The sequence below is a fragment of the Bacillus sp. FSL R5-0422 genome, from assembly GCF_038610765.1.
Classification (GTDB): Bacteria; Bacillota; Bacilli; order Bacillales; family Bacillaceae; genus Bacillus; species Bacillus pumilus_O.
In genome coordinates, this window is the sequence record NZ_CP152014.1 from 490658 (window position 1) to 508209 (window position 17552).

A 17552-nucleotide genomic window follows, 5' to 3' on the forward strand; every position below is an offset into this window, starting at 1 on the left:
AATTCCATGAGAAAGGTAAAATAGACTTTATGATCAATAATGGAAGGAGTGCATTCTTCTGGGGAAGATACTTGATGCAAAAGCACTAACAAATGCCATGGACGCAAGGGCAAAAAACTACAAGGAACTACGAGAACAAATGGTCGATTTAAAAAAAGCATTACAAGGTGTTGCCAACCTCGGTGATGACTTCACTGGGAAAGGTGCCGATAATATTAAAAATTTCTATAAAGAGCTCGCCGGAAATGTAGACATGTTTATCAGCTTCATCGATAAGCAAAAAGCCTTTCATGAAGGTATCTCTGGAACACTAGATGATACAAACTTTGGCGGCGATACCTTTGTAGAAGAACACTTTTTAGACAACGCTGTACATATGGGCATCAAAAATGCCAAAAGCATTGTAAAGGATCAAAAAAAGGCGCTTAAAACCATTTTTCAAGACATCGACGACCTCATTTCTCTAGAAGTATTTGATAGTCAAACCTTTGATGAAAAAATTGCAGATGCGGAAGACGAGCGAAAAAAGACAGTAAAAGATCTAAGAGAGCTTGATCAAAATTTAAAAGATGAATATGCTTTGTCAGAAACGGAGCAGCAAGCTACAATGGCATTGTACGCAGAAATGATGAATGCCACAAATGATGGAAAAGCGATTTCTCCAATGAATTTTGACAAGAAAGCGTATCAAAATAGCGAAATCTACAAGGCAAAAAGCGATATTGAGAAGCAAACTTCTGAATATCTGAAAATCAAAAAAGAACAAGAAGAAGCCCGCGAGATCGCGAAGGAACAAGAAGCACTCGCAAATCGTCCTTGGTATGAAAAAGCACTCGATTATGGTGGGAATATCGTCAATGAACTGACAGGCGTAAACGATGCAAAACGCGCCGCAACAGGCGTTGACCCGATCACAGGCGAAGAACTTACCGCAGGACAGCGCGTCGCCGCAGGCGGCATGGCAGCAGCAGGCTATATCCCAATCGTCGGCTGGGCAGGACGCATTTTCAAAGGCGGAAAAGCCGTCTATAAAACGACCCAAGCCACCTCAGCCGCAGTCAAAGCAGTCGACATTTACAAGACATCGCAAAAATCTTTTGACGCCTTAAAAACATCGCAAAAAGGTTTATATGGTCTCACCGCCACCAACGGCTTCAGCGAAGCAATTACAGGTAGAGACATGTTTGGGAATAAGATCTCGAAAGAACAACAAGAAGCGAGTATGAACGCGGCGCTAGGAATGCTTTTGCCGTTTGGGGCGAAAGGGTTCAATGGAAAGATGGGGATTAAGGATGCTGAAAAATATAATACCCATACAATGAAACACATTTATCATGGTGAAATTAACAAAAGAGGAAAAGCAGTTGGTTATCACCATGAAAGTATGCAGGGTGGAAAGGTTATTCCAGGAAGTGAAAGTCTACCAGATAAACACGGTATTTATAGAGCTAAAGTTGAAATTGATGGAGTTGAAAAAATAGCTAAATCAAGTTTCTTTCCTAAGGAATGGAACCGCGTTGATGTGTTAAAAGCTATTGATGAAGCTTACCAAAATAAACAACAGATAGGTCCTAATAAATTTAAAGGTGTAACATCATCAGGAATTAAAATAGAGATGTATCTGAAAAAAGATGGATCAATAGCTACAGCGTATCCATTATATAAAAAATAATATGAAGGTGATTAGCTTATATGAGATATACATATGAATTTAAGGAAGACAAATTTGGTGATTTAGCAATTATACTACCAGAAGAAATAAGTATTTTCTCAGATTTTATACAAGATATTTCAACAGAAGAAGAAGTGGATGAGTATATAGGATATATTCAAAATGTGATAGATGGAGTATACGAAAACTTTGAAATTACATTGAATGCTACCAGTGTAAATATCAAAAAAGATGAGACAGTAGTTGAACATCATTATAGGATTGAAGAACCCTTTGAAAATAAAATTGAAACGAAGGAGTTCATAGAACTGTTGTTAATTTGGAGAGAGAAAATTCCAGAAATATTCAAAGAATAAACATTACTGTCGAGACATGTTTTTGGAATAAGATCTCGAAAGAACAGCAGGAAGCGAGTATGAATGCGGCACTGGGAATGCTTTTGCCATTTGGGGCGAAAGGGTTTCACGGGTAGATGGGGGTTAAAGGTGGGACTGTTAAGAATGTAGATAATGGTACAGTGTGGAAAGATATAAAAGTTACTCAACCACTTTATGAAGGTACTAAAATCCAAAATCTTTTGAATTGGCAACAGTCGAATGATAATACCTTATAGACGAAAAAGGTAAATTAGACGTGTATATTGGGAGAGATTCATTTCATTCTCAGAAAATGATACAGTAGGATTTGCTTTGGATAAAGAAAAGTAGTATGTGGTATTTTCATAAGTGGTATGTTAGAACATGAAAAGAAAACATTAGAAGATGCATTGAACTAGAGTATTATGAAATAAAAACCTTGATGGCTAAATGTTTTTAAAGGTTTTTTGTCTTGATCGGAGTTTAGAAAATTGTTTGATACTGATGAATATGGTGAAGGATTTTTAATTATCAAGAAAGAGCTAGAAGCCAATTCACCAAATGAAAACGGATTATATAATTATTTACAACTGTTTTTTGTTTTTCAAACTTAGAAACGGAAAGGGTTTTTAAATATTGAATGATATATTGACAAAGAAGTTAGTTGTAGAAAGTGGTGTTGAGTTTGAAAAATTTCTAGAGTATGGGGGACCCTATGAACTAGCGATTGTAGAATATACTCAAGGAGGGAAAGAAAAACTATTTACGGGACTAGCTTATGATATGTACGAAAACGGACATCTTGAAAGTTACTTCTATGTAGAGAAAGGTATTAAACAAGGAAAGTACGTGGAATTTTATCCAAATGGCAGTGTGAAAAAAATAGGATATATGAGTAAGAACACTACAGAGGGATATCAGGTGGAGTTTTTTGAGAATGGAAATAAAAAGTATGAATGTGAATGTATTGCTGGCCGAGAAATGACTTACATAAAATATGATAAAGAGGGTAATGTGAAAGAGTTTAAGGAAGAACCTAATGAATCAGATTTAATATATGCTGAAAAATTCAATGACTGATCAATGGTTAAATGAATTATCATTTAAAAAAGCTTAAAATGAATAGAACTCATTACAAAATTGAAAAAGGAGAAAAACCATGCTACTAATCCTCACACAAGACCAACAAACTATCATTCATGTACAAGAAGTCTCAGTAAGCGGCAAAAAAATTGAAGGGATGATCTTGGGGAGTACTGCTTGGGCAAAGTTACTCGGCAAGTATGACTCAAATGAACGCGCAGCCGAGATCCTTCAAGACATGATGAAGACGATTGAAGAACATCCAAATGCCACAATGACATATCGAATGCCGCCTCAATAAAAAAGAAACCACCTTTCCATCGTGAAAAGGTGGTTTTTGTTTAGGATGGTGTTTTTCCAAAGGCTAAGAATAAGGGGATGCCTGTGCCAACAAGGGTGGTGGCAAATAGGAACATACCACAAATAAATAGAAAATGGCTGGCTGAAAAGACGAGTGCCAGAATGAGAAAAACGATGCTGAGCCCTATCATGCTATAGGAGGGGACAAAGCGGCGTTTGTAGGTGGCTTTCTTTGTTAGGAATGAGAAGAAAATACCAAATACTAAAGGGACAATCCATAAGTAAAATAAAATAATAAGAGACATACATCATACCTCGATTTTTCCTTCTATTTTATCAGATGCGGATCACAACGGATACTACAAAGCTTCACTTTGTAAAATAATTCATGCAATCGACACAATTAAGTGTGCTGATTCATCGCATCCGTTTTTTGTTTCATATATTCAGGCTGTAAAAGGGCGTACACACAATGATCAGTAAAGCGATTACCCAGCCATTCACATTGTCTTAACACTCCCTCAAGAGAAAAGGATAACCGCTCTGGGATACGTCTGCTTTTCTGGTTATCGACAGCAGCCCTAATCTCAATACGGTGCAGTCCGCACTCTTCAAATAAATAGCGAATGACCGCTTGGCATGCTTTTGTCATGATCCCTTTTCCTTGATAGCCTTCTCCGAGCCAATAGCCGATTGAAACGGTTTTATTGATCCAATGAATTTGATGGGTGCCAATGATGCCGACAAGTTCTCCATGTGACCAGATGCCCGCTTGAAACCCGTTGTTCTGCATCGCTTGCTGCATCGCACCTTGGATAAACATCATACTGTCTTCCTCTGTCTGCGTTGAATCCACCCAAAGCATCCATTCACGTAAATGCTCTCTCGACCGCTGGATGAGCAAATACAGACTTCTTGCGTCTCTTGGCTCAAGCAACCGCATGGATATCTCTTGATCCTGATAAACAAACATGTACCCACATCCTCTCAGGGGAATTCTACCATAACCAATTGGAAAGAAAAAGACAGCTCAACACTGTCTTTTACATAAACGTATCTACAATTAAGAAAAGATTAAGTGCTACAACAAGAGCTGCTATCACCCAAGATATTCCTGTCACCCAGCGGGCATTCGTTAATTCACCCATAATTCGTTTTTTACTTGTAAATAAAATGAGCGGAATTAAAGCAAAAGCAATCCCAAACGATAAGACGACCTGACTCATCACAAGTGCGGAGGTCGGATTCACTCCAGATGCAATAATCGCAATAGGAGGAATGATCGTAATCAACCGGCGAACATAAAGCGGAATTCGGTATTGAATAAACCCCTGCATAATGATATCGCCTGACAATGTACCGACAGAAGAGCTGGATAGTCCGGCTACAAGCAGACCTACACCAAATAAGATGGCTGATACAGGCCCTGCGAGTGTACCAAAATGCTGAAACGCAACATCTAAATCTTCAACAAAAAGACCATTTTTATAAAATAAAGCGGCAGCCACAATCAACATGCTGGCATTGATGGCTCCGGCGACGATCATTGCAATGAGGATATCTAAAAACTCAAAGCGGAAAATCTGCTTTTTCTCCTTTTCCGTTCTGCCGACGACTCTTCTTTGGGTTAAAGCTGAATGTAAGTAAATTGCGTGAGGCATCACGGTCGCACCTAAAATCCCAGCGGCAAGCAGCACACTGTCTGTGCCATCAAATTTTGGAATGAACAGTCCGCCAGCGACACTTGCGATATCGGGTTTAGCGACAAAGGTTTGCACAGCGAAAGCGATCACGACAACGAACAGCATGCCTGTAATACCTGCTTCTAATGCTCGATATCCTCGTCTTTGCAGCTCCAATATCGCAAATGAGCCGATAGCTGCGATAATAGATGCTTCGAGCAGCGGAATTCGAAAGAGCAAGTATAAACCAAGTGCCGCCCCGATAAACTCAGCTAAATCCGTGGCAATAATGACGAGCTCTCCTTGAATCCATAAACCGATCGAAACGGGTTTTGGAAACTCTTCACGAGCGATTTCAGGTAAGTTTTTACCTGTTGCGATTCCGAGCTTTGCGGATAAGGACTGAATGAGCAAAGCCATGAGATTTGATATGAGAATGACCCATAAAAGGAGGTATCCATATTTGGAGCCAGCCGCAATGTTGGTGGCGAAATTTCCTGGATCAATATAAGCAATGGCTGCGATAAAAGCAGGGCCGAGAAAAGGAAGGAGTCTTCTAAATCCTTTGACTTTCCCCTCAAGTGCACGCTCAGCTGCCTCTGACATGTGTGCCTGTGCCTCGATGTATTTGTTTGTCATATGTCATCACCTAGATTCTACAAAGTTTTGCTTGGGCACAAAATGTTTCCTTGATGCAATTTTTAATCATCATATGCCCATCTTCATGAAAAGTCAACTATCTGAACTAATAGGTTTGTTTATCTTATGTAAGTGAAAAAAATAGATACCTTGTCAATCCAACACATAAAAAACACCGCCTTTTAGACGGTGTCCCTACTGCTTCCTCTGTTATTTGTTTTTTTATGAAACCCTTGATCCCACACTACGGAAGATCAGGCTTAAGATGATGACGAAGATCGCTGCGCCTAAGATGGCTGGAATGATCGCAAAGCCTGCCAAACTAGGACCCCACGTTCCAAGCAATCCGTGACCAATCCAAGCACCTGCAAGTCCTGCAATCATTGAACCGATCCATCCTCCTGGTACACTACCTCCAGCGAGTGCACTGCCGATAAGGCCGATGACAATCGCCACAACTAATGAAATTAGAAATCCTAACATGTTGATCACTCCTCTTTTTTGTTTGTATTAAGCAATAACCGTTTTGAAAAAGTTTCAAACCTTTCGAAACCGCTTCAATGTTCTATACGTATGATGGGAAAGGATTGTGTATAATAACAGACAAATACTTGAGCGGCATCTAAGGAGGCAATTACAATGGAGGAAAGAGAGTGGCTAAAAGCACAATTAAAAGAAATTGAAAAGTGGGAGAAAGACCAGCAAAAGGTATGGTTTTGGGAGAAACTCAGCCGTTTGCCATTTCAAATGCTGGACAAGCTGACACCCGCCTTTATCCAGAAAAAAATCGGTGTGCTGCTAGATGAAATGGGTCATTACATTCAATCAGGCGGTGCCTATTTGACATCAGAAAAAGGCATCATCCATCAATTTCAAAAGAAATGTGCCGATGATTCCATTCAGCGTATAGAAGATATAGAAAAAGCGCCAATTGAAATCATGGATGCCATTAGTGAACATATGGGGAAAAATAGGACGAATCTCGCCACGGTACAAGGGGCGACAACGGGTGTCGGTGGTATGTTTACACTGGCTGCAGATATTCCTGCGGTACTTGGCCTCTCCCTTAAAACATTACAGGATATTGCCGTCACCTATGGCTATGATCCTAAAAACAAAGAAGAGCGGGTCTTCATCATAAAATGCTTACAACTGACTTCTGCTGATGTGGTTGGGAAGAAATCGATATTAAAAGAGCTCAGAAGCTTTCATGATTCAGAAGGGAAACATGAAAACATGTTCTCACAAATCCAAGGGTGGCGTGAGGTAGTCTATAATTACCGAGATTCATTTGGCTGGAAGAAACTATTTCAGCTTGTTCCCGTAGCAGGGATTTTATTTGGCGCAGTCTCCAACCGCTCACAACTAAAAAGTATTGCCGAAACAGGCATGATGCAATACCGAAAACGAAGAATTGTCTCAAGATTAGAAGAGATCACCCAGCAAGAACAGAGTGAATCTGGTGCATAACGCGGCGTGTAGACAAACCCTTGCATTCGTTGTCGGTCCTGCGTGCTGGTGCTCACGAATGTCAAATTCGCTTCGCGCCAGTACTCGCCCTTCCTAGGGCTGCAAGGTTTTCATGTCACGCTGAAAAGAAGACAAAGGACTAAAATGATCTTTATTTTAGCCCTTTGTCAACAATTTGAAATCCCTTACTCAAAGGGATTTTTTATTTGGTCTTATCCTCTTCTTGAAAAGCATGGATCGGAGAATGTTCATAACGCGCACGCAGCTCACGAATCTGTTTGATTAGGGGAGAACCAATGGTTTTTTCGGCTTCTTCATACAAAGGATCGAGGGCTTTCACCCATTTTTGTCTTTCAGCTGGTGTCAATTCATGAATGGCAATCGGTGATTCCCGTTTAATCTCCTCCAGTTGATCTTTGTTCATCTGTTCTGCATGTTTTTCATTCCAAGCGGTTGTTTCTTCCATCGCTTCAAGTAAAATTTGTTTCGTTTCAGGTGTCTGGCGATCAAAGAAGGATTGATCTGTTAAGACCACATAGCCCAAATATCCGTGATTACTGTTCGTCATATAGTCTTGTATATGATAGAATTTTTTTGAATAAATATTTGAAATGGTATTTTCTTCACCATCTACCTTTTTTGTTTCTAATAGCTGAAACGTCGAATTAAACGATTCCTGATAGGGCTTTGCGCCAAGAAGTTTGAATTGCTTTTCAATCATGTCGCTTTGCATAATGCGGAGAGATTGGTTTTTTAAATCACTAGGCTGTTTGATTGGCCCTTTATTAGAGGTGATTTGCTTAAAGCCATTTGTCCAATACGCCATTCCCTTTAGCCCATCTTTTTGCAGGGTGCCGAACAATCTTTGTCCAATTGCACCATGCAAGCCTTCTTGAACCGCATCGTAATTAGAAAAAGCAAAGGGAAGGTCAAGTGCCAGCCACTCAGGGGATAGCATGCCGAGCTTCGAGGTAGATGGTGCGATAAATTGAACTTGATTCTCTTTGAGTGCATTAATTTCTTCTATATCAGAATAAAGACTTCCGTTGGAGAAAATTTGAATGGTGATCTTGCCATCGGATTTTTCGTGCACAAGCTCAGCAAATTTCTTTGCGGCAAGTCCTTTTGGTGTATTATCTGCCACGACATGGCTAAATTTGAACACAAGCTGATCCTTCAGCCCTGTCTGTTCATCGTCAAAGGTCGTCGCGGCTTTTGGCATCATATGATAAAAACCAAAGTATAAAGCGGTTACAAAACCAATCAAGAGCAATAGTGTATAGGCGAGTAAATTCTTCATGCGTCCGATCCCCCTTATGTCAAGCATACTTGACCGAGGAAGAATTCGTAAAGATACAGGTGGAAAAAATGATGAGAAATCGATTGAAATTACAACAATTATCTATTAGATGGAAGCTCACCATCCTCACATATTTCGTTGTCATTTTCGCCCTTTTAATCGGAGGAATTGTCCTTGTTGGGGGAATCCAGCAAACAGAGGAACGGGAGCTTCGAAAAAGGCTCATGAACACAGCGAGAACAGTGGCTGAGATGAATGAGGTAAAGCAGGCGTTAGCTGATCAAACAAAGGAACGTGACCGATTACAGCATGCCATCGAGGAGATTCGGATTATTCAAGATGCTGACTATATTGTCGTCATGGATATGGATCATGTGAGACTAACGCATCCAGTGAAAGCAAGGATTGGTCAGCGCTCGGAGGGGACAGATGAAGAGCCTGCTTTTGCTGAGCACATTTATTTCTCAGAAGCAGAGGGAGAGCTTGGGACCGCCATCAGAGCCTTTTATCCAGTGAAGGATGATCAATTTAATCAAACAGGGGTCGTCCTTGTTGGGAGAACACTGCCAAGTATGATCGATATATTAGGAGAAATGAAGCGGGATATCCTCATGATTCTCTTGCTCACGCTCAGCTTTGGGCTTGTCGGTTCATTTTTACTTGCTCGTCATATTAAACAGCAAATGTTTAAGCTGGAGCCGCATGAGATTGTCAGAATGCTAGAGGAGCGCACCGCAACCTTTCACTCTATTAATGAAGGGGTTATCGCCATTGATAATCAGCACATGATCACCATTTTTAATGAAAAGGCGAAGCAAATATTTAGCGTGACAGGGGATGTCGTAGGCAAGAATATTTGGGATGTGCTGTCTGACACAAGACTTCCAGAGATCATTGATCGCGCGGAGCCCGTCTATAATGAAGAAATTCATATGAGCGGAAAGCGGATTATGAGTAGCCGAATTCCGATTGTCATGAAAAAGAAAATTATTGGAGCGGTCGCCATTTTTCAGGACAGGACAGAAGCGGCAAAATTGGCAGAGGAGCTAACCGGGGTTAAGAACTTTGTAGACGGTCTGCGGGTACAAAATCATGAGCATATGAACAAGCTTCATACGATTGCTGGGCTGATTCAGCTAGGTAAACCCGATCAGGCACTTGATCTAGCCTTTCAAACGACGGAAGAGCAAGAACATGTGCTGGACTTTCTACACCGCGTCATTCAGCATGATGCCGTTGCGGGTTTATTGATGAGCAAAATCAGAAGGGGCAAGGAGCTAGGTATAAAGGTCGAAGTAGACGAACATAGCTGTCTACGTGATTTCCCTGAGCGTCTAGATCAACATGATATGACGAAGCTGCTTGGCAACCTGATTGAGAATGCCTTTGCCTCGTATGATACTGTAGAAAGAGACACAAAATGCATTTCTATTAGTATTGATCAAACCGAGGATGTCCTCGCGATTTTAATTGAAGACAATGGCTCCGGGATTGAAGAGGAAATGATTCCTTATATTTTCGATAAAGGTTTCACACACGGCAAAGAAGGCGGAACAGGCTATGGCCTGTATATTGTAAAAACGATTATCGACAAAGGGATGGGAAATGTAGAAGTCACATCAAGCATCGGCATTGGTACCACCTTCTCAATCGAATTCCCAATGATTATAGAGGAGAGAGACAGATGACTCAGATTAAGGTGCTATTAATTGAAGATGATCCGATGGTGCAAGAAGTGAATAAGGAGTTCATTAAGAGTGTTCCTGGCTTTCAAGTGGTGGCAATCGCAGGTAATGGGGAGCAGGGAATCCAGCTCATCAAAGAAATTCGTCCAGACCTTGTTGTCCTCGACGTATATATGCCAAAAAAAGATGGCGTGAAGACGCTTCAAGACATTAGAAAGCAAAAGATACAGGTGGACGTGATCGTTATTTCTGCGGCAAAAGACAAAGAGACGATTGGCACCATGCTTCAAAATGGTGCACGAGATTATATCATCAAGCCATTTAAGTTCGAACGTATGAAAGAATCACTTGAAACCTATAAAGCGTTTAAATCTAAAATTCGCACAGCAGCAGAATTTTCTCAGGAGATGCTGGATGATATCATACGAAAGCCGGCTGTTAAGCAGGAAGATACTTGGCTTCCTAAGGGGCTGAATGTGCATACGATGAATGAAATTAAAGCCTATATGGGCTTGCAGGAAGGACCGCAGTCTGCGGAGGAAGTGGCCAATGCACTTGGCATTGCACGTGTCACGGCACGCCGGTATCTAGATTTCTTAGTGAAAGAAGGCGAGCTGAAATTAGATATGCAATACGGCGGAGTTGGGCGGCCTGTGAATAAATATATCGTACATTCTGACTAAGAGACCAAAAAGACCAAAATGTACGATATGTACATAAGCTTCACAGCCTTTGTTGAAATCGCTATCATTTAGCTACAGATAACAGTTAAGCGTTTACATCAAAGGGTGAGGGAGTTGATTTTTTATGAAGAGGCTTTTGAAGAACCTGACATTTCAGGTGGTTGCAGCTGTCATTATCGGGATCATTGTTGGGATGGTTTGGCCAAACGTCGGAAAAGAAATGAAGCCGCTTGGTGACACCTTTATCAATGCCGTTAAAATGGTCATTGCACCAATTATTTTCTTAACCATTGTTCTTGGTATTGCCAAAATGGGGGATATGAAAAAGGTTGGAAAAGTAGGGGGAAAAGCATTTATTTATTTTGAAGTCGTCACGACGCTTGCCTTGGTCATCGGACTTTTTGTTGTAAATATCATGAAGCCAGGTGCAGGTCTGGACTATAGTAAGCTTGAAAAAGGGGACGTTTCGCAGTATACCCAAAATGGGGGACAGGGTATCGACTGGATGGAATTTGTTACACACATCGTACCATCTAATATGGTAGATGCCTTTGCAAAGGGTGATATTTTACAGGTCTTATTCTTCTCAATTTTATTCGGTGTTGCACTCGCTGCACTTGGCGATAAGGGGAAAGGCATCATCGAATGGCTTGATAAGCTGTCGCTTGTTTTCTTTAAAATCATTGGATATATCATGCGTGCAGCGCCGCTCGGTGCATTTGGGGCAATGGCGTATACGATCGGACACTTTGGTTTGGCGTCGATTAAACCGCTCGCAAGTCTGATGCTCTCCGTTTATTTGACGATGTTCCTGTTCATCTTCGTTGTGCTGAACATCATTTGTAAAATGTATGGTTTCAGTCTGCTTGGTTACCTGCGATTTATCAAGGATGAAATTTTAATTGTTCTTGGCACAAGCTCATCAGAATCCGTGCTGCCAAGAATGATGGATAAAATGGAACGCTACGGGTGCTCTAAGTCTGTTGTGGGCCTTGTCATCCCAACAGGGTATTCCTTTAACTTAGACGGAACCTCGATCTATTTATCGATGGCTGTGGTCTTTTTAGCGCAAGTGTTTGGTGTAGACCTATCTATCGGTCAGCAAATCACCATTATCCTTGTTCTGATGCTAACTTCAAAGGGCGCGGCTGGGGTGACAGGAAGCGGATTTATCGTGCTCGCTTCTACCCTTGCTGCACTACAGGTCATTCCGCTAGAGGGGCTTGCACTTCTGCTTGGCGTAGACCGATTCATGAGCGAAGGAAGAGCCATCACAAACCTCATTGGAAATGGAATCGCGACAATTGTTGTGGCGAAAAGTGAAGGTGAATTTGACGAAGCGAAGAGCAAAACAGCCCTTCAAGAAATGCGCAATATGAAGCAAGCTGTATAGTATAAAAACAACCCAAAACCGAAACCTTATGTCTACATGGGGTTCGGTTTTTTCTTGTGTTGAAAAGAAAAAACATTAAAGCTTGATAAATTTAGGTCGAATCGTAAGACCTCAATGACCTTTTGTTATATAATTTACAGAAAGATCCGATATAATGTATATCAGATCCAATGAAAAATAGACTTTAGTCCTGGCAGGTGTGTAACGTAATGGCAGCATTTTTAAAATTGTTCGAAAAACCCGGTGTTAAGCGGTTTTCTGTATTTGTAGTATTAGCCACAGCCTTATATCTATTAAGAGGAATGATGAATTTAATTCTCTTGACCTTCATATTCACCTTTTTGATGAATCGGTTAGAAGAGGTCATTAGAGGCTTTTTAAGTCGCTTCCTGAAAATAGGGCAGAAATCGGTTATTACCATTTTGTATATTCTTTTGGCTGGTGGATTGACGTTTGGCGGATTCGTGTTTGTGCCAATCATCGCCAAACAGGTGGAGCAACTATTTCATTTAGGAAAGAAAATTGCAGACCATCCACAAAATTTACCCTTCTTTGATGTCATCACCAACGTATTCGGAGATTTTAAAATATCAGCTTACTTTGAGAAAGGGTTTAATTTCCTCTATACATACTTAACAGATTTCAGTACGTTCAGTATCCAAGTCATTATGTCCTTAATATTAAGCATGTTCTTCCTGTTCGAAAAAGAACGCCTCATTCAATTCATGAACAAGTTCAAAACGAGTAAAATCTCTGTGTTCTATCACGAAATCGCCTTCTTTGGACGTAAATTTTCCAGAACGTTTGGAAAGGTACTCGAAGCACAGTTTATTATTGCAACTGTTAACTGTGTTTTAACAACCATTGCGCTAGGTATTATGGGATTCCCTCAATTATTTGGATTAGCGGTCATGGTCTTTTTGCTAGGCTTAATCCCAGTCGCAGGAGTGGTTATCTCACTTATTCCCCTCAGCATCATTGCGTATACGCTTGGGGGCGGTATGTATGTCCTGTATATCGTGCTTGTGATCGTCATCATCCATGCCATTGAAGCCTATTTCTTAAACCCGAAGCTCATGTCAGCAAAAACAGAACTCCCTATTTTCTTCACATTTATTGTGCTGATCTTCTCTGAACACTACATCGGGATTTGGGGACTCATTATTGGTATACCAATCTTTGTGTTTATTCTAGATATTTTGGAGGTCACCAACAAGGAGGAAAGTAGTTAAAAAGTTCACTTGAACCTGTTTACAATTTTCTAAAAATAAGGTATAAATAGTATGAAAATATCATAATAACCACACGCTTAATCCTTCTAAAGGAATGGGGGACCCATGTTTTTGGGGTGAATTTTTCTCTGTTGAGAAAAAAGGACATCTCTTCGTCCTAACCCGTCAGCTAACCTCATCGGCGTGAAGAGAGTAAACGGTGGTATATGTAAAGACACGCAGACCCACGAGAAAACTCTCTCGTGGGTCTTTTTGACGAGGAAGGGGAGATTTTATTGAAGCTGGCGACAAAAATTATTATTGCCCTTATTGTGGGTGCAATCACGGGACTTCTGCTTAACATTTTCGCTCCAAATGTATTCAAAACGTTAGACCCTTATCTATTCACACCTCTAGGTCAAATCTTCTTAAATCTAATTAAAATGCTGGTTGTGCCAATCGTCTTCTTTTCCATTACACTTGGTGTAGCAGGCCTCGGAGATCCAAAAAAACTAGGCCGAATTGGAGCAAAAAGCATCTTATACTTTCTACTGACCACAACCTTCGCTATTATCATTGCGATGTCATTAGCATTATTAATCAAACCAGGTTCCATTGGTTCATTCGATACTAAAGGGGCAGAATACGAACCTCAAGAAGCACCATCTACGACAGACACTTTATTAAACATCATTCCATCAAATCCAGTTCAATCTTTAGTTGAAGGAAATATGCTGCAAATCATTGTCTTCTGTGTATTCTTAGGACTAGGAATTGCAGTGCTAGGCAAAAAAACAGAAGGATTACTCAACATATTAGAACAAGGCAATGAACTCATGATGTACCTTGTAGGAGTGGTCATGAAATTTGCTCCGTACGGGACATTTGGCTTAATTGTGACGGCTATCGGGAGCCAAGGTCTTGAAGCTATTAAAGCCATGGGGCTGTATTTTACAGTCGTATTAGTAGCTCTATTGGTGCATTTCTTTCTCACATATGGCTCAACTTTGGCTTTATTTGCAAAACGAAATCCATTTACATTCTTTAAAGACTTTTCGCCTGCGATGGTCGTAGCCTTTAGTACGTCTAGCAGTAGTGCGGTTCTCCCTGTATCTATGGAAACCGCTCAAAAGAAATTGAAAGTCCCTGAGCCGATATCCAGTTTCGTGCAGCCTTTAGGCGCTACGATCAATATGGATGGAACAGCCATTATGCAAGGGGTGGCAACCATCTTTATTGCACAAGTGTTTGGTGTGGAATTAACGCTGATGCAAATGCTCACAGTTGTATTAACAGCCGTATTAGCCAGTATTGGGACAGCCGGTGTACCAGGCGTAGGCTTGATCATGCTCGCAATGGTATTGAATTCGGTTGGGCTTCCGGTTGAAGGCATTGCGCTCATCCTTGGTATTGACCGCTTATTAGATATGGCAAGAACCGTTGTCAATATTACAGGTGACGCCGCATGCGCGGTGATTGTGACCGAAACTGAGAAAAAACATGAGAAAGACGCAGCATCACCGAATCTATCCATGTAATGTAAAAGAAGGGCTGACTCAATCAGCCCTTTTTTTCATGGAGTTCCTTGTCTTGCGTGATATACTTTTAACAGAATGAGCGGCCTTCTTTGCCGCCAAAGGTTTTACATCAGAAGGAGGAACCACGTTGGAGTCTGCTGTTTTAAAGGTAGAGAAAGTCGATAAACGAATTGGCCGGAAAATAATCTTACAAGATATATCCATAGAAATAGGGAAGGGAGAAATCGTCGGCTTACTAGGGCCAAATGGCTCTGGAAAAACAACCTTGATTCGTTTGATCGTTGGCTTGATGAAGAAAAACAACGGGCGAATCATGATCAATGGGTATTCACAGGATGAAGATTTTCGACATGCGATGTCATCTGTTGGTGCAATCATAGAAAATCCCGAATTTTATTCTTATTTAACAGGCTTTGAAAACCTTGAACTGTATGCGGCGATGCACAATGGAGTGACGGAGGAACGAATGCATGAAGTGGTCAAAAGAGTTCGTCTGGAGCACGCCATTCATCAGAAGGTGAAGACCTATTCACTGGGGATGAAACAAAGGCTTGGGATTGCGCAAGCCATATTACATCAGCCAAATCTGCTCATTTTAGATGAACCGACAAATGGACTTGATCCTGCCGGTATGAAGGAGTTCAGGGAGCACTTGCAAACACTAGTGCGAGAAGAAGGAACGTCCGTCTTATTTGCTACACATTTATTGCATGAGGTAGAAGAGCTATGTGACCGCATGATCATCATTCAAAAAGGAGAGATCAAAGCTAGTACCATGCTTCGGGACATAGAGGGGAAAGAACAGATGCTCATGAATATTCAGCCAGTGGAAAAGGCAGTGACGTGGCTCGAGACACATGACTATACATATGAACGAAATGGATCGCATGTTTTACTTCAATTGAACAAAGAGCAAGTGCCTGAGCTAAACAAACAGCTTGTACTGGCTGGGTTTGATGTACTTGAAATGACACCTCAAAAGCCATCAATTGAAGAGGCATTTATGAAATGGACGGAAGGCGGGACGGCAGATGCTTCAACTCATCAAGAATGAGCATAAAAAAATGATGAAGAAAAAGATTACGTTCATCGCACTTGGACTGATCGTTGTGTTTCAATTGGCGATGGCTCTAGCATTGAAACGAGTCATTTCTAGTTTTGGTGGACAAGACACTGTTGCCAATTATTTTGCTTATTCCACAAACGTCGTATTTATTTTACAGGTGCTTGCAGTTGTCATTGGCGCGACCTTGATCTCAACAGAATTTCAAAAAAGAACGATCAAGTTTTTATTGATACGGCCCAAAACTAGGCTGCAAATTTTCCTGTCAAAATACATCACACTTGTGCTGACGGTCATCTATTTGTTTGTTTTTTATTATGTAATTGCTTTCCTATTTGGCCTTATTTTCTTTGGTACTGCTTTTGATGAAAGTTCGGGACGCTTATTTCAGCATACGTTTGCTGTGATCGGATCTCAGTGGGTGGAAGTGTTGATGATGGCAAGCTTCGCTTTTATGTGTTCCAGCTTGTTTAGAAACAGCCTCGTTGCGCTTGTGACCTCATTTTTTGTTTTATATGCGGCTAAATCACTTGTGCCTATTATGTCTCTTTTAGAAAATCAGTGGGGGAAAATCCTACTTTTTGCTAATACGGACTTTACTCAGTACAGCTTTCAAGGACCGCCGCCCTTCCATGGCATGAGTCCTTTGTTTTCTCTATTTATGGTAGGGGCGCATTTTGTATTCTTTGTTGGAACGGCTTGGGTTCTTTTTTGGAAGCGCGATGTAAATGTGTAAAAATTGTGTCAAATAACAAGAAAAATTCGTGACATCTTTGTGAAAACGAGTCTGCATTTCACGATAACCGGCTGATTTTGTCTTATAATAAGAGGGAGTCTTGGAGGTGGCACTATCGTGAAAAATTTCATTACGGCTTTACCTATTTTGTTGCTGCTGTCGTTTTCGTTTGTGTCTTTTGCCTTCCAGTTTGATCATCTTATTTATTTCAGACTAGCGCTGGGAATCTTTTCGTTAGCGGGTCTTTTCTTTCTGTATACACTTAAAAGAAACATGAAATGGTTCATGGTTTATTTATATGCGAGCTGGATCATTCTTGCTGCTGTCACAACATTTGAGGAGCCTGTCTTTTCTCAGTTCTTCTTTGGTGGTTTAACAATGACCATGGGTTATCTCACATATATGCTCATTTATTTAGGAATGAAGCAGGACCGTGTAGCGAAATCTCATTAAAACAAAAGCCGATAAAATCAAAGCATAGATTTTATCGGCTTTTTTTGTTGGAAAAGACAAAAGAGAGGAGCAGCCAGCTTTGACTGCTCCCCCTTATGTTTATGATTCACGTCCAGTAGCTGCAAGCTGCTTCTGATGCTTTTTGTCGATGGTTTCGTATATACTTTCCATCATTTTAGGATCGCGCATGATGGCTTTCTTGTTCTCTTCAATCAATTGCTGATACGTTTTGATTTTCTTCTTAGACATGTGACTCATCGCTCCTTTATAAGAATAGACGTCTATAGC

Annotated in this window: 19 protein-coding genes and 1 riboswitch; of the genes, 13 read left to right on the top strand and 6 right to left on the bottom strand. The window is 40.8% G+C overall.

Features of this window, described 5'->3' with window-relative positions; genetic code table 11:
- Window positions 1-58 precede the first annotated feature (58 nt).
- The 4 genes from MKX52_RS02325 (at window position 59) to MKX52_RS02340 (ending at window position 3412) form a co-directional block, all read left to right on the top strand.
- On the top strand, window positions 59-1672 hold the full coding sequence (locus MKX52_RS02325) for a T7SS effector LXG polymorphic toxin (protein WP_342491866.1): 1614 nt from the start codon (window positions 59-61) through the stop codon (window positions 1670-1672).
- 20 nt (window positions 1673-1692) lie between these two features.
- A complete protein-coding gene (locus MKX52_RS02330) occupies window positions 1693-2028 on the top strand; it encodes a tRNA-Val4 (RefSeq protein ID WP_342491403.1) in 336 nt (111 codons plus the stop codon).
- A 633-nt stretch (window positions 2029-2661) separates the two neighbouring features.
- Entirely contained in the window at window positions 2662-3108 is a 447-nt protein-coding gene (locus tag MKX52_RS02335) for a hypothetical protein (RefSeq protein WP_342491867.1), read from the top strand.
- 79 nt (window positions 3109-3187) lie between these two features.
- On the top strand, window positions 3188-3412 hold the full coding sequence (locus tag MKX52_RS02340) for a hypothetical protein (protein WP_342491404.1): 225 nt from the start codon (window positions 3188-3190) through the stop codon (window positions 3410-3412).
- Between the two features lie 40 nt (window positions 3413-3452).
- Here the strand turns inward: MKX52_RS02340 and MKX52_RS02345 are convergent, their stop codons facing one another.
- The 4 genes from MKX52_RS02345 to MKX52_RS02360 form a co-directional block, all read right to left on the bottom strand.
- Window positions 3453-3716 (bottom strand): hypothetical protein, encoded by a 264-nt coding sequence (locus MKX52_RS02345; protein WP_012008971.1) that lies wholly within the window; start codon window positions 3714-3716, stop codon window positions 3453-3455.
- A 98-nt stretch (window positions 3717-3814) separates the two neighbouring features.
- The gene (locus tag MKX52_RS02350; RefSeq protein ID WP_012008972.1) at window positions 3815-4384 is read right to left on the bottom strand and encodes a GNAT family protein; all 570 of its coding nucleotides are present in this window, start codon (window positions 4382-4384) and stop codon (window positions 3815-3817) included.
- A gap of 70 nt (window positions 4385-4454) precedes the next feature.
- Window positions 4455-5732: an Nramp family divalent metal transporter gene (locus MKX52_RS02355; protein ID WP_342491405.1), complete on the bottom strand. Its 1278-nt coding sequence runs from the start codon at window positions 5730-5732 to the stop codon at window positions 4455-4457.
- A gap of 222 nt (window positions 5733-5954) precedes the next feature.
- Window positions 5955-6215 (bottom strand): GlsB/YeaQ/YmgE family stress response membrane protein, encoded by a 261-nt coding sequence (locus tag MKX52_RS02360; RefSeq protein WP_003214275.1) that lies wholly within the window; start codon window positions 6213-6215, stop codon window positions 5955-5957.
- Between the two features lie 156 nt (window positions 6216-6371).
- Between MKX52_RS02360 and MKX52_RS02365 the strand changes: the two genes are divergently transcribed.
- Window positions 6372-7202 carry an EcsC family protein gene (locus tag MKX52_RS02365; RefSeq protein ID WP_012008973.1) on the top strand — a complete coding sequence of 277 codons (831 nt, stop codon included), beginning with the start codon at window positions 6372-6374 and terminating at the stop codon, window positions 7200-7202.
- A gap of 202 nt (window positions 7203-7404) precedes the next feature.
- Here the strand turns inward: MKX52_RS02365 and MKX52_RS02370 are convergent, their stop codons facing one another.
- Window positions 7405-8502 carry a DctP family TRAP transporter solute-binding subunit gene (locus tag MKX52_RS02370; protein WP_342491406.1) on the bottom strand — a complete coding sequence of 366 codons (1098 nt, stop codon included), beginning with the start codon at window positions 8500-8502 and terminating at the stop codon, window positions 7405-7407.
- 83 nt (window positions 8503-8585) lie between these two features.
- On the opposite strand from MKX52_RS02370, the gene MKX52_RS02375 reads away from it, so the two are divergent.
- The 8 genes from MKX52_RS02375 to MKX52_RS02410 all read left to right on the top strand — a co-directional run bounded on the left by MKX52_RS02375 (window position 8586) and on the right by MKX52_RS02410 (window position 17264).
- Window positions 8586-10190, top strand: coding sequence for a sensor histidine kinase (locus MKX52_RS02375; RefSeq protein ID WP_162900868.1), 1605 nt, complete (start codon window positions 8586-8588; stop codon window positions 10188-10190).
- The gene (locus tag MKX52_RS02380; protein ID WP_088004457.1) at window positions 10187-10870 is read left to right on the top strand and encodes a response regulator; all 684 of its coding nucleotides are present in this window, start codon (window positions 10187-10189) and stop codon (window positions 10868-10870) included. Before MKX52_RS02375 ends, MKX52_RS02380 begins: the two co-directional genes overlap by 4 nt.
- 124 nt (window positions 10871-10994) lie before the next feature.
- Window positions 10995-12263 (top strand): C4-dicarboxylate transporter DctP, encoded by a 1269-nt coding sequence (gene dctP / locus MKX52_RS02385; RefSeq protein WP_012008977.1) that lies wholly within the window; start codon window positions 10995-10997, stop codon window positions 12261-12263.
- Window positions 12264-12472: 209 nt separating this feature from the next.
- Complete coding sequence (locus MKX52_RS02390; RefSeq protein WP_012008978.1) at window positions 12473-13495, top strand: AI-2E family transporter; 1023 nt, start codon at window positions 12473-12475, stop codon at window positions 13493-13495.
- 64 nt (window positions 13496-13559) lie between these two features.
- Window positions 13560-13693, top strand: a riboswitch (cyclic di-AMP (ydaO/yuaA leader).
- Between the two features lie 77 nt (window positions 13694-13770).
- Window positions 13771-15012 (top strand): dicarboxylate/amino acid:cation symporter, encoded by a 1242-nt coding sequence (locus tag MKX52_RS02395; RefSeq protein WP_012008979.1) that lies wholly within the window; start codon window positions 13771-13773, stop codon window positions 15010-15012.
- Window positions 15013-15139: 127 nt separating this feature from the next.
- The gene (locus MKX52_RS02400; RefSeq protein ID WP_012008980.1) at window positions 15140-16066 is read left to right on the top strand and encodes an ABC transporter ATP-binding protein; all 927 of its coding nucleotides are present in this window, start codon (window positions 15140-15142) and stop codon (window positions 16064-16066) included.
- Window positions 16044-16811 carry an ABC transporter permease gene (locus MKX52_RS02405; RefSeq protein ID WP_144459702.1) on the top strand — a complete coding sequence of 256 codons (768 nt, stop codon included), beginning with the start codon at window positions 16044-16046 and terminating at the stop codon, window positions 16809-16811. Before MKX52_RS02400 ends, MKX52_RS02405 begins: the two co-directional genes overlap by 23 nt.
- A 117-nt stretch (window positions 16812-16928) precedes the next feature.
- The gene (locus tag MKX52_RS02410; RefSeq protein ID WP_003214381.1) at window positions 16929-17264 is read left to right on the top strand and encodes a hypothetical protein; all 336 of its coding nucleotides are present in this window, start codon (window positions 16929-16931) and stop codon (window positions 17262-17264) included.
- A 99-nt stretch (window positions 17265-17363) separates the two neighbouring features.
- Here the strand turns inward: MKX52_RS02410 and fbpB are convergent, their stop codons facing one another.
- Complete coding sequence (gene fbpB / locus MKX52_RS02415) at window positions 17364-17513, bottom strand: Fur-regulated basic protein FbpB (protein ID WP_012008982.1); 150 nt, start codon at window positions 17511-17513, stop codon at window positions 17364-17366.
- Between the last annotated feature and the right edge of the window lie 39 nt (window positions 17514-17552).

What these genes read in the sequence shown, in the direction of transcription:
- MKX52_RS02330 (WP_342491403.1), top strand. Translation starts at nt 1,693, where the DNA reads ATGAGATATACATATGAATTTAAGGAAGACAAATTTGGTGATTTAGCA.
- MKX52_RS02340 (WP_342491404.1), top strand. Translation starts at nt 3,188, where the DNA reads ATGCTACTAATCCTCACACAAGACCAACAAACTATCATTCATGTACAA.
- MKX52_RS02345 (WP_012008971.1), bottom strand. Translation starts at nt 3,716, where the DNA reads ATGTCTCTTATTATTTTATTTTACTTATGGATTGTCCCTTTAGTATTT.
- MKX52_RS02350 (WP_012008972.1), bottom strand. Translation starts at nt 4,384, where the DNA reads ATGTTTGTTTATCAGGATCAAGAGATATCCATGCGGTTGCTTGAGCCA.
- MKX52_RS02355 (WP_342491405.1), bottom strand. Translation starts at nt 5,732, where the DNA reads ATGACAAACAAATACATCGAGGCACAGGCACACATGTCAGAGGCAGCT.
- MKX52_RS02360 (WP_003214275.1), bottom strand. Translation starts at nt 6,215, where the DNA reads ATGTTAGGATTTCTAATTTCATTAGTTGTGGCGATTGTCATCGGCCTT.
- MKX52_RS02365 (WP_012008973.1), top strand. Translation starts at nt 6,372, where the DNA reads ATGGAGGAAAGAGAGTGGCTAAAAGCACAATTAAAAGAAATTGAAAAG.
- MKX52_RS02370 (WP_342491406.1), bottom strand. Translation starts at nt 8,502, where the DNA reads ATGAAGAATTTACTCGCCTATACACTATTGCTCTTGATTGGTTTTGTA.
- MKX52_RS02380 (WP_088004457.1), top strand. Translation starts at nt 10,187, where the DNA reads ATGACTCAGATTAAGGTGCTATTAATTGAAGATGATCCGATGGTGCAA.
- dctP (WP_012008977.1), top strand. Translation starts at nt 10,995, where the DNA reads ATGAAGAGGCTTTTGAAGAACCTGACATTTCAGGTGGTTGCAGCTGTC.
- MKX52_RS02390 (WP_012008978.1), top strand. Translation starts at nt 12,473, where the DNA reads ATGGCAGCATTTTTAAAATTGTTCGAAAAACCCGGTGTTAAGCGGTTT.
- MKX52_RS02405 (WP_144459702.1), top strand. Translation starts at nt 16,044, where the DNA reads ATGCTTCAACTCATCAAGAATGAGCATAAAAAAATGATGAAGAAAAAG.
- fbpB (WP_012008982.1), bottom strand. Translation starts at nt 17,513, where the DNA reads ATGTCTAAGAAGAAAATCAAAACGTATCAGCAATTGATTGAAGAGAAC.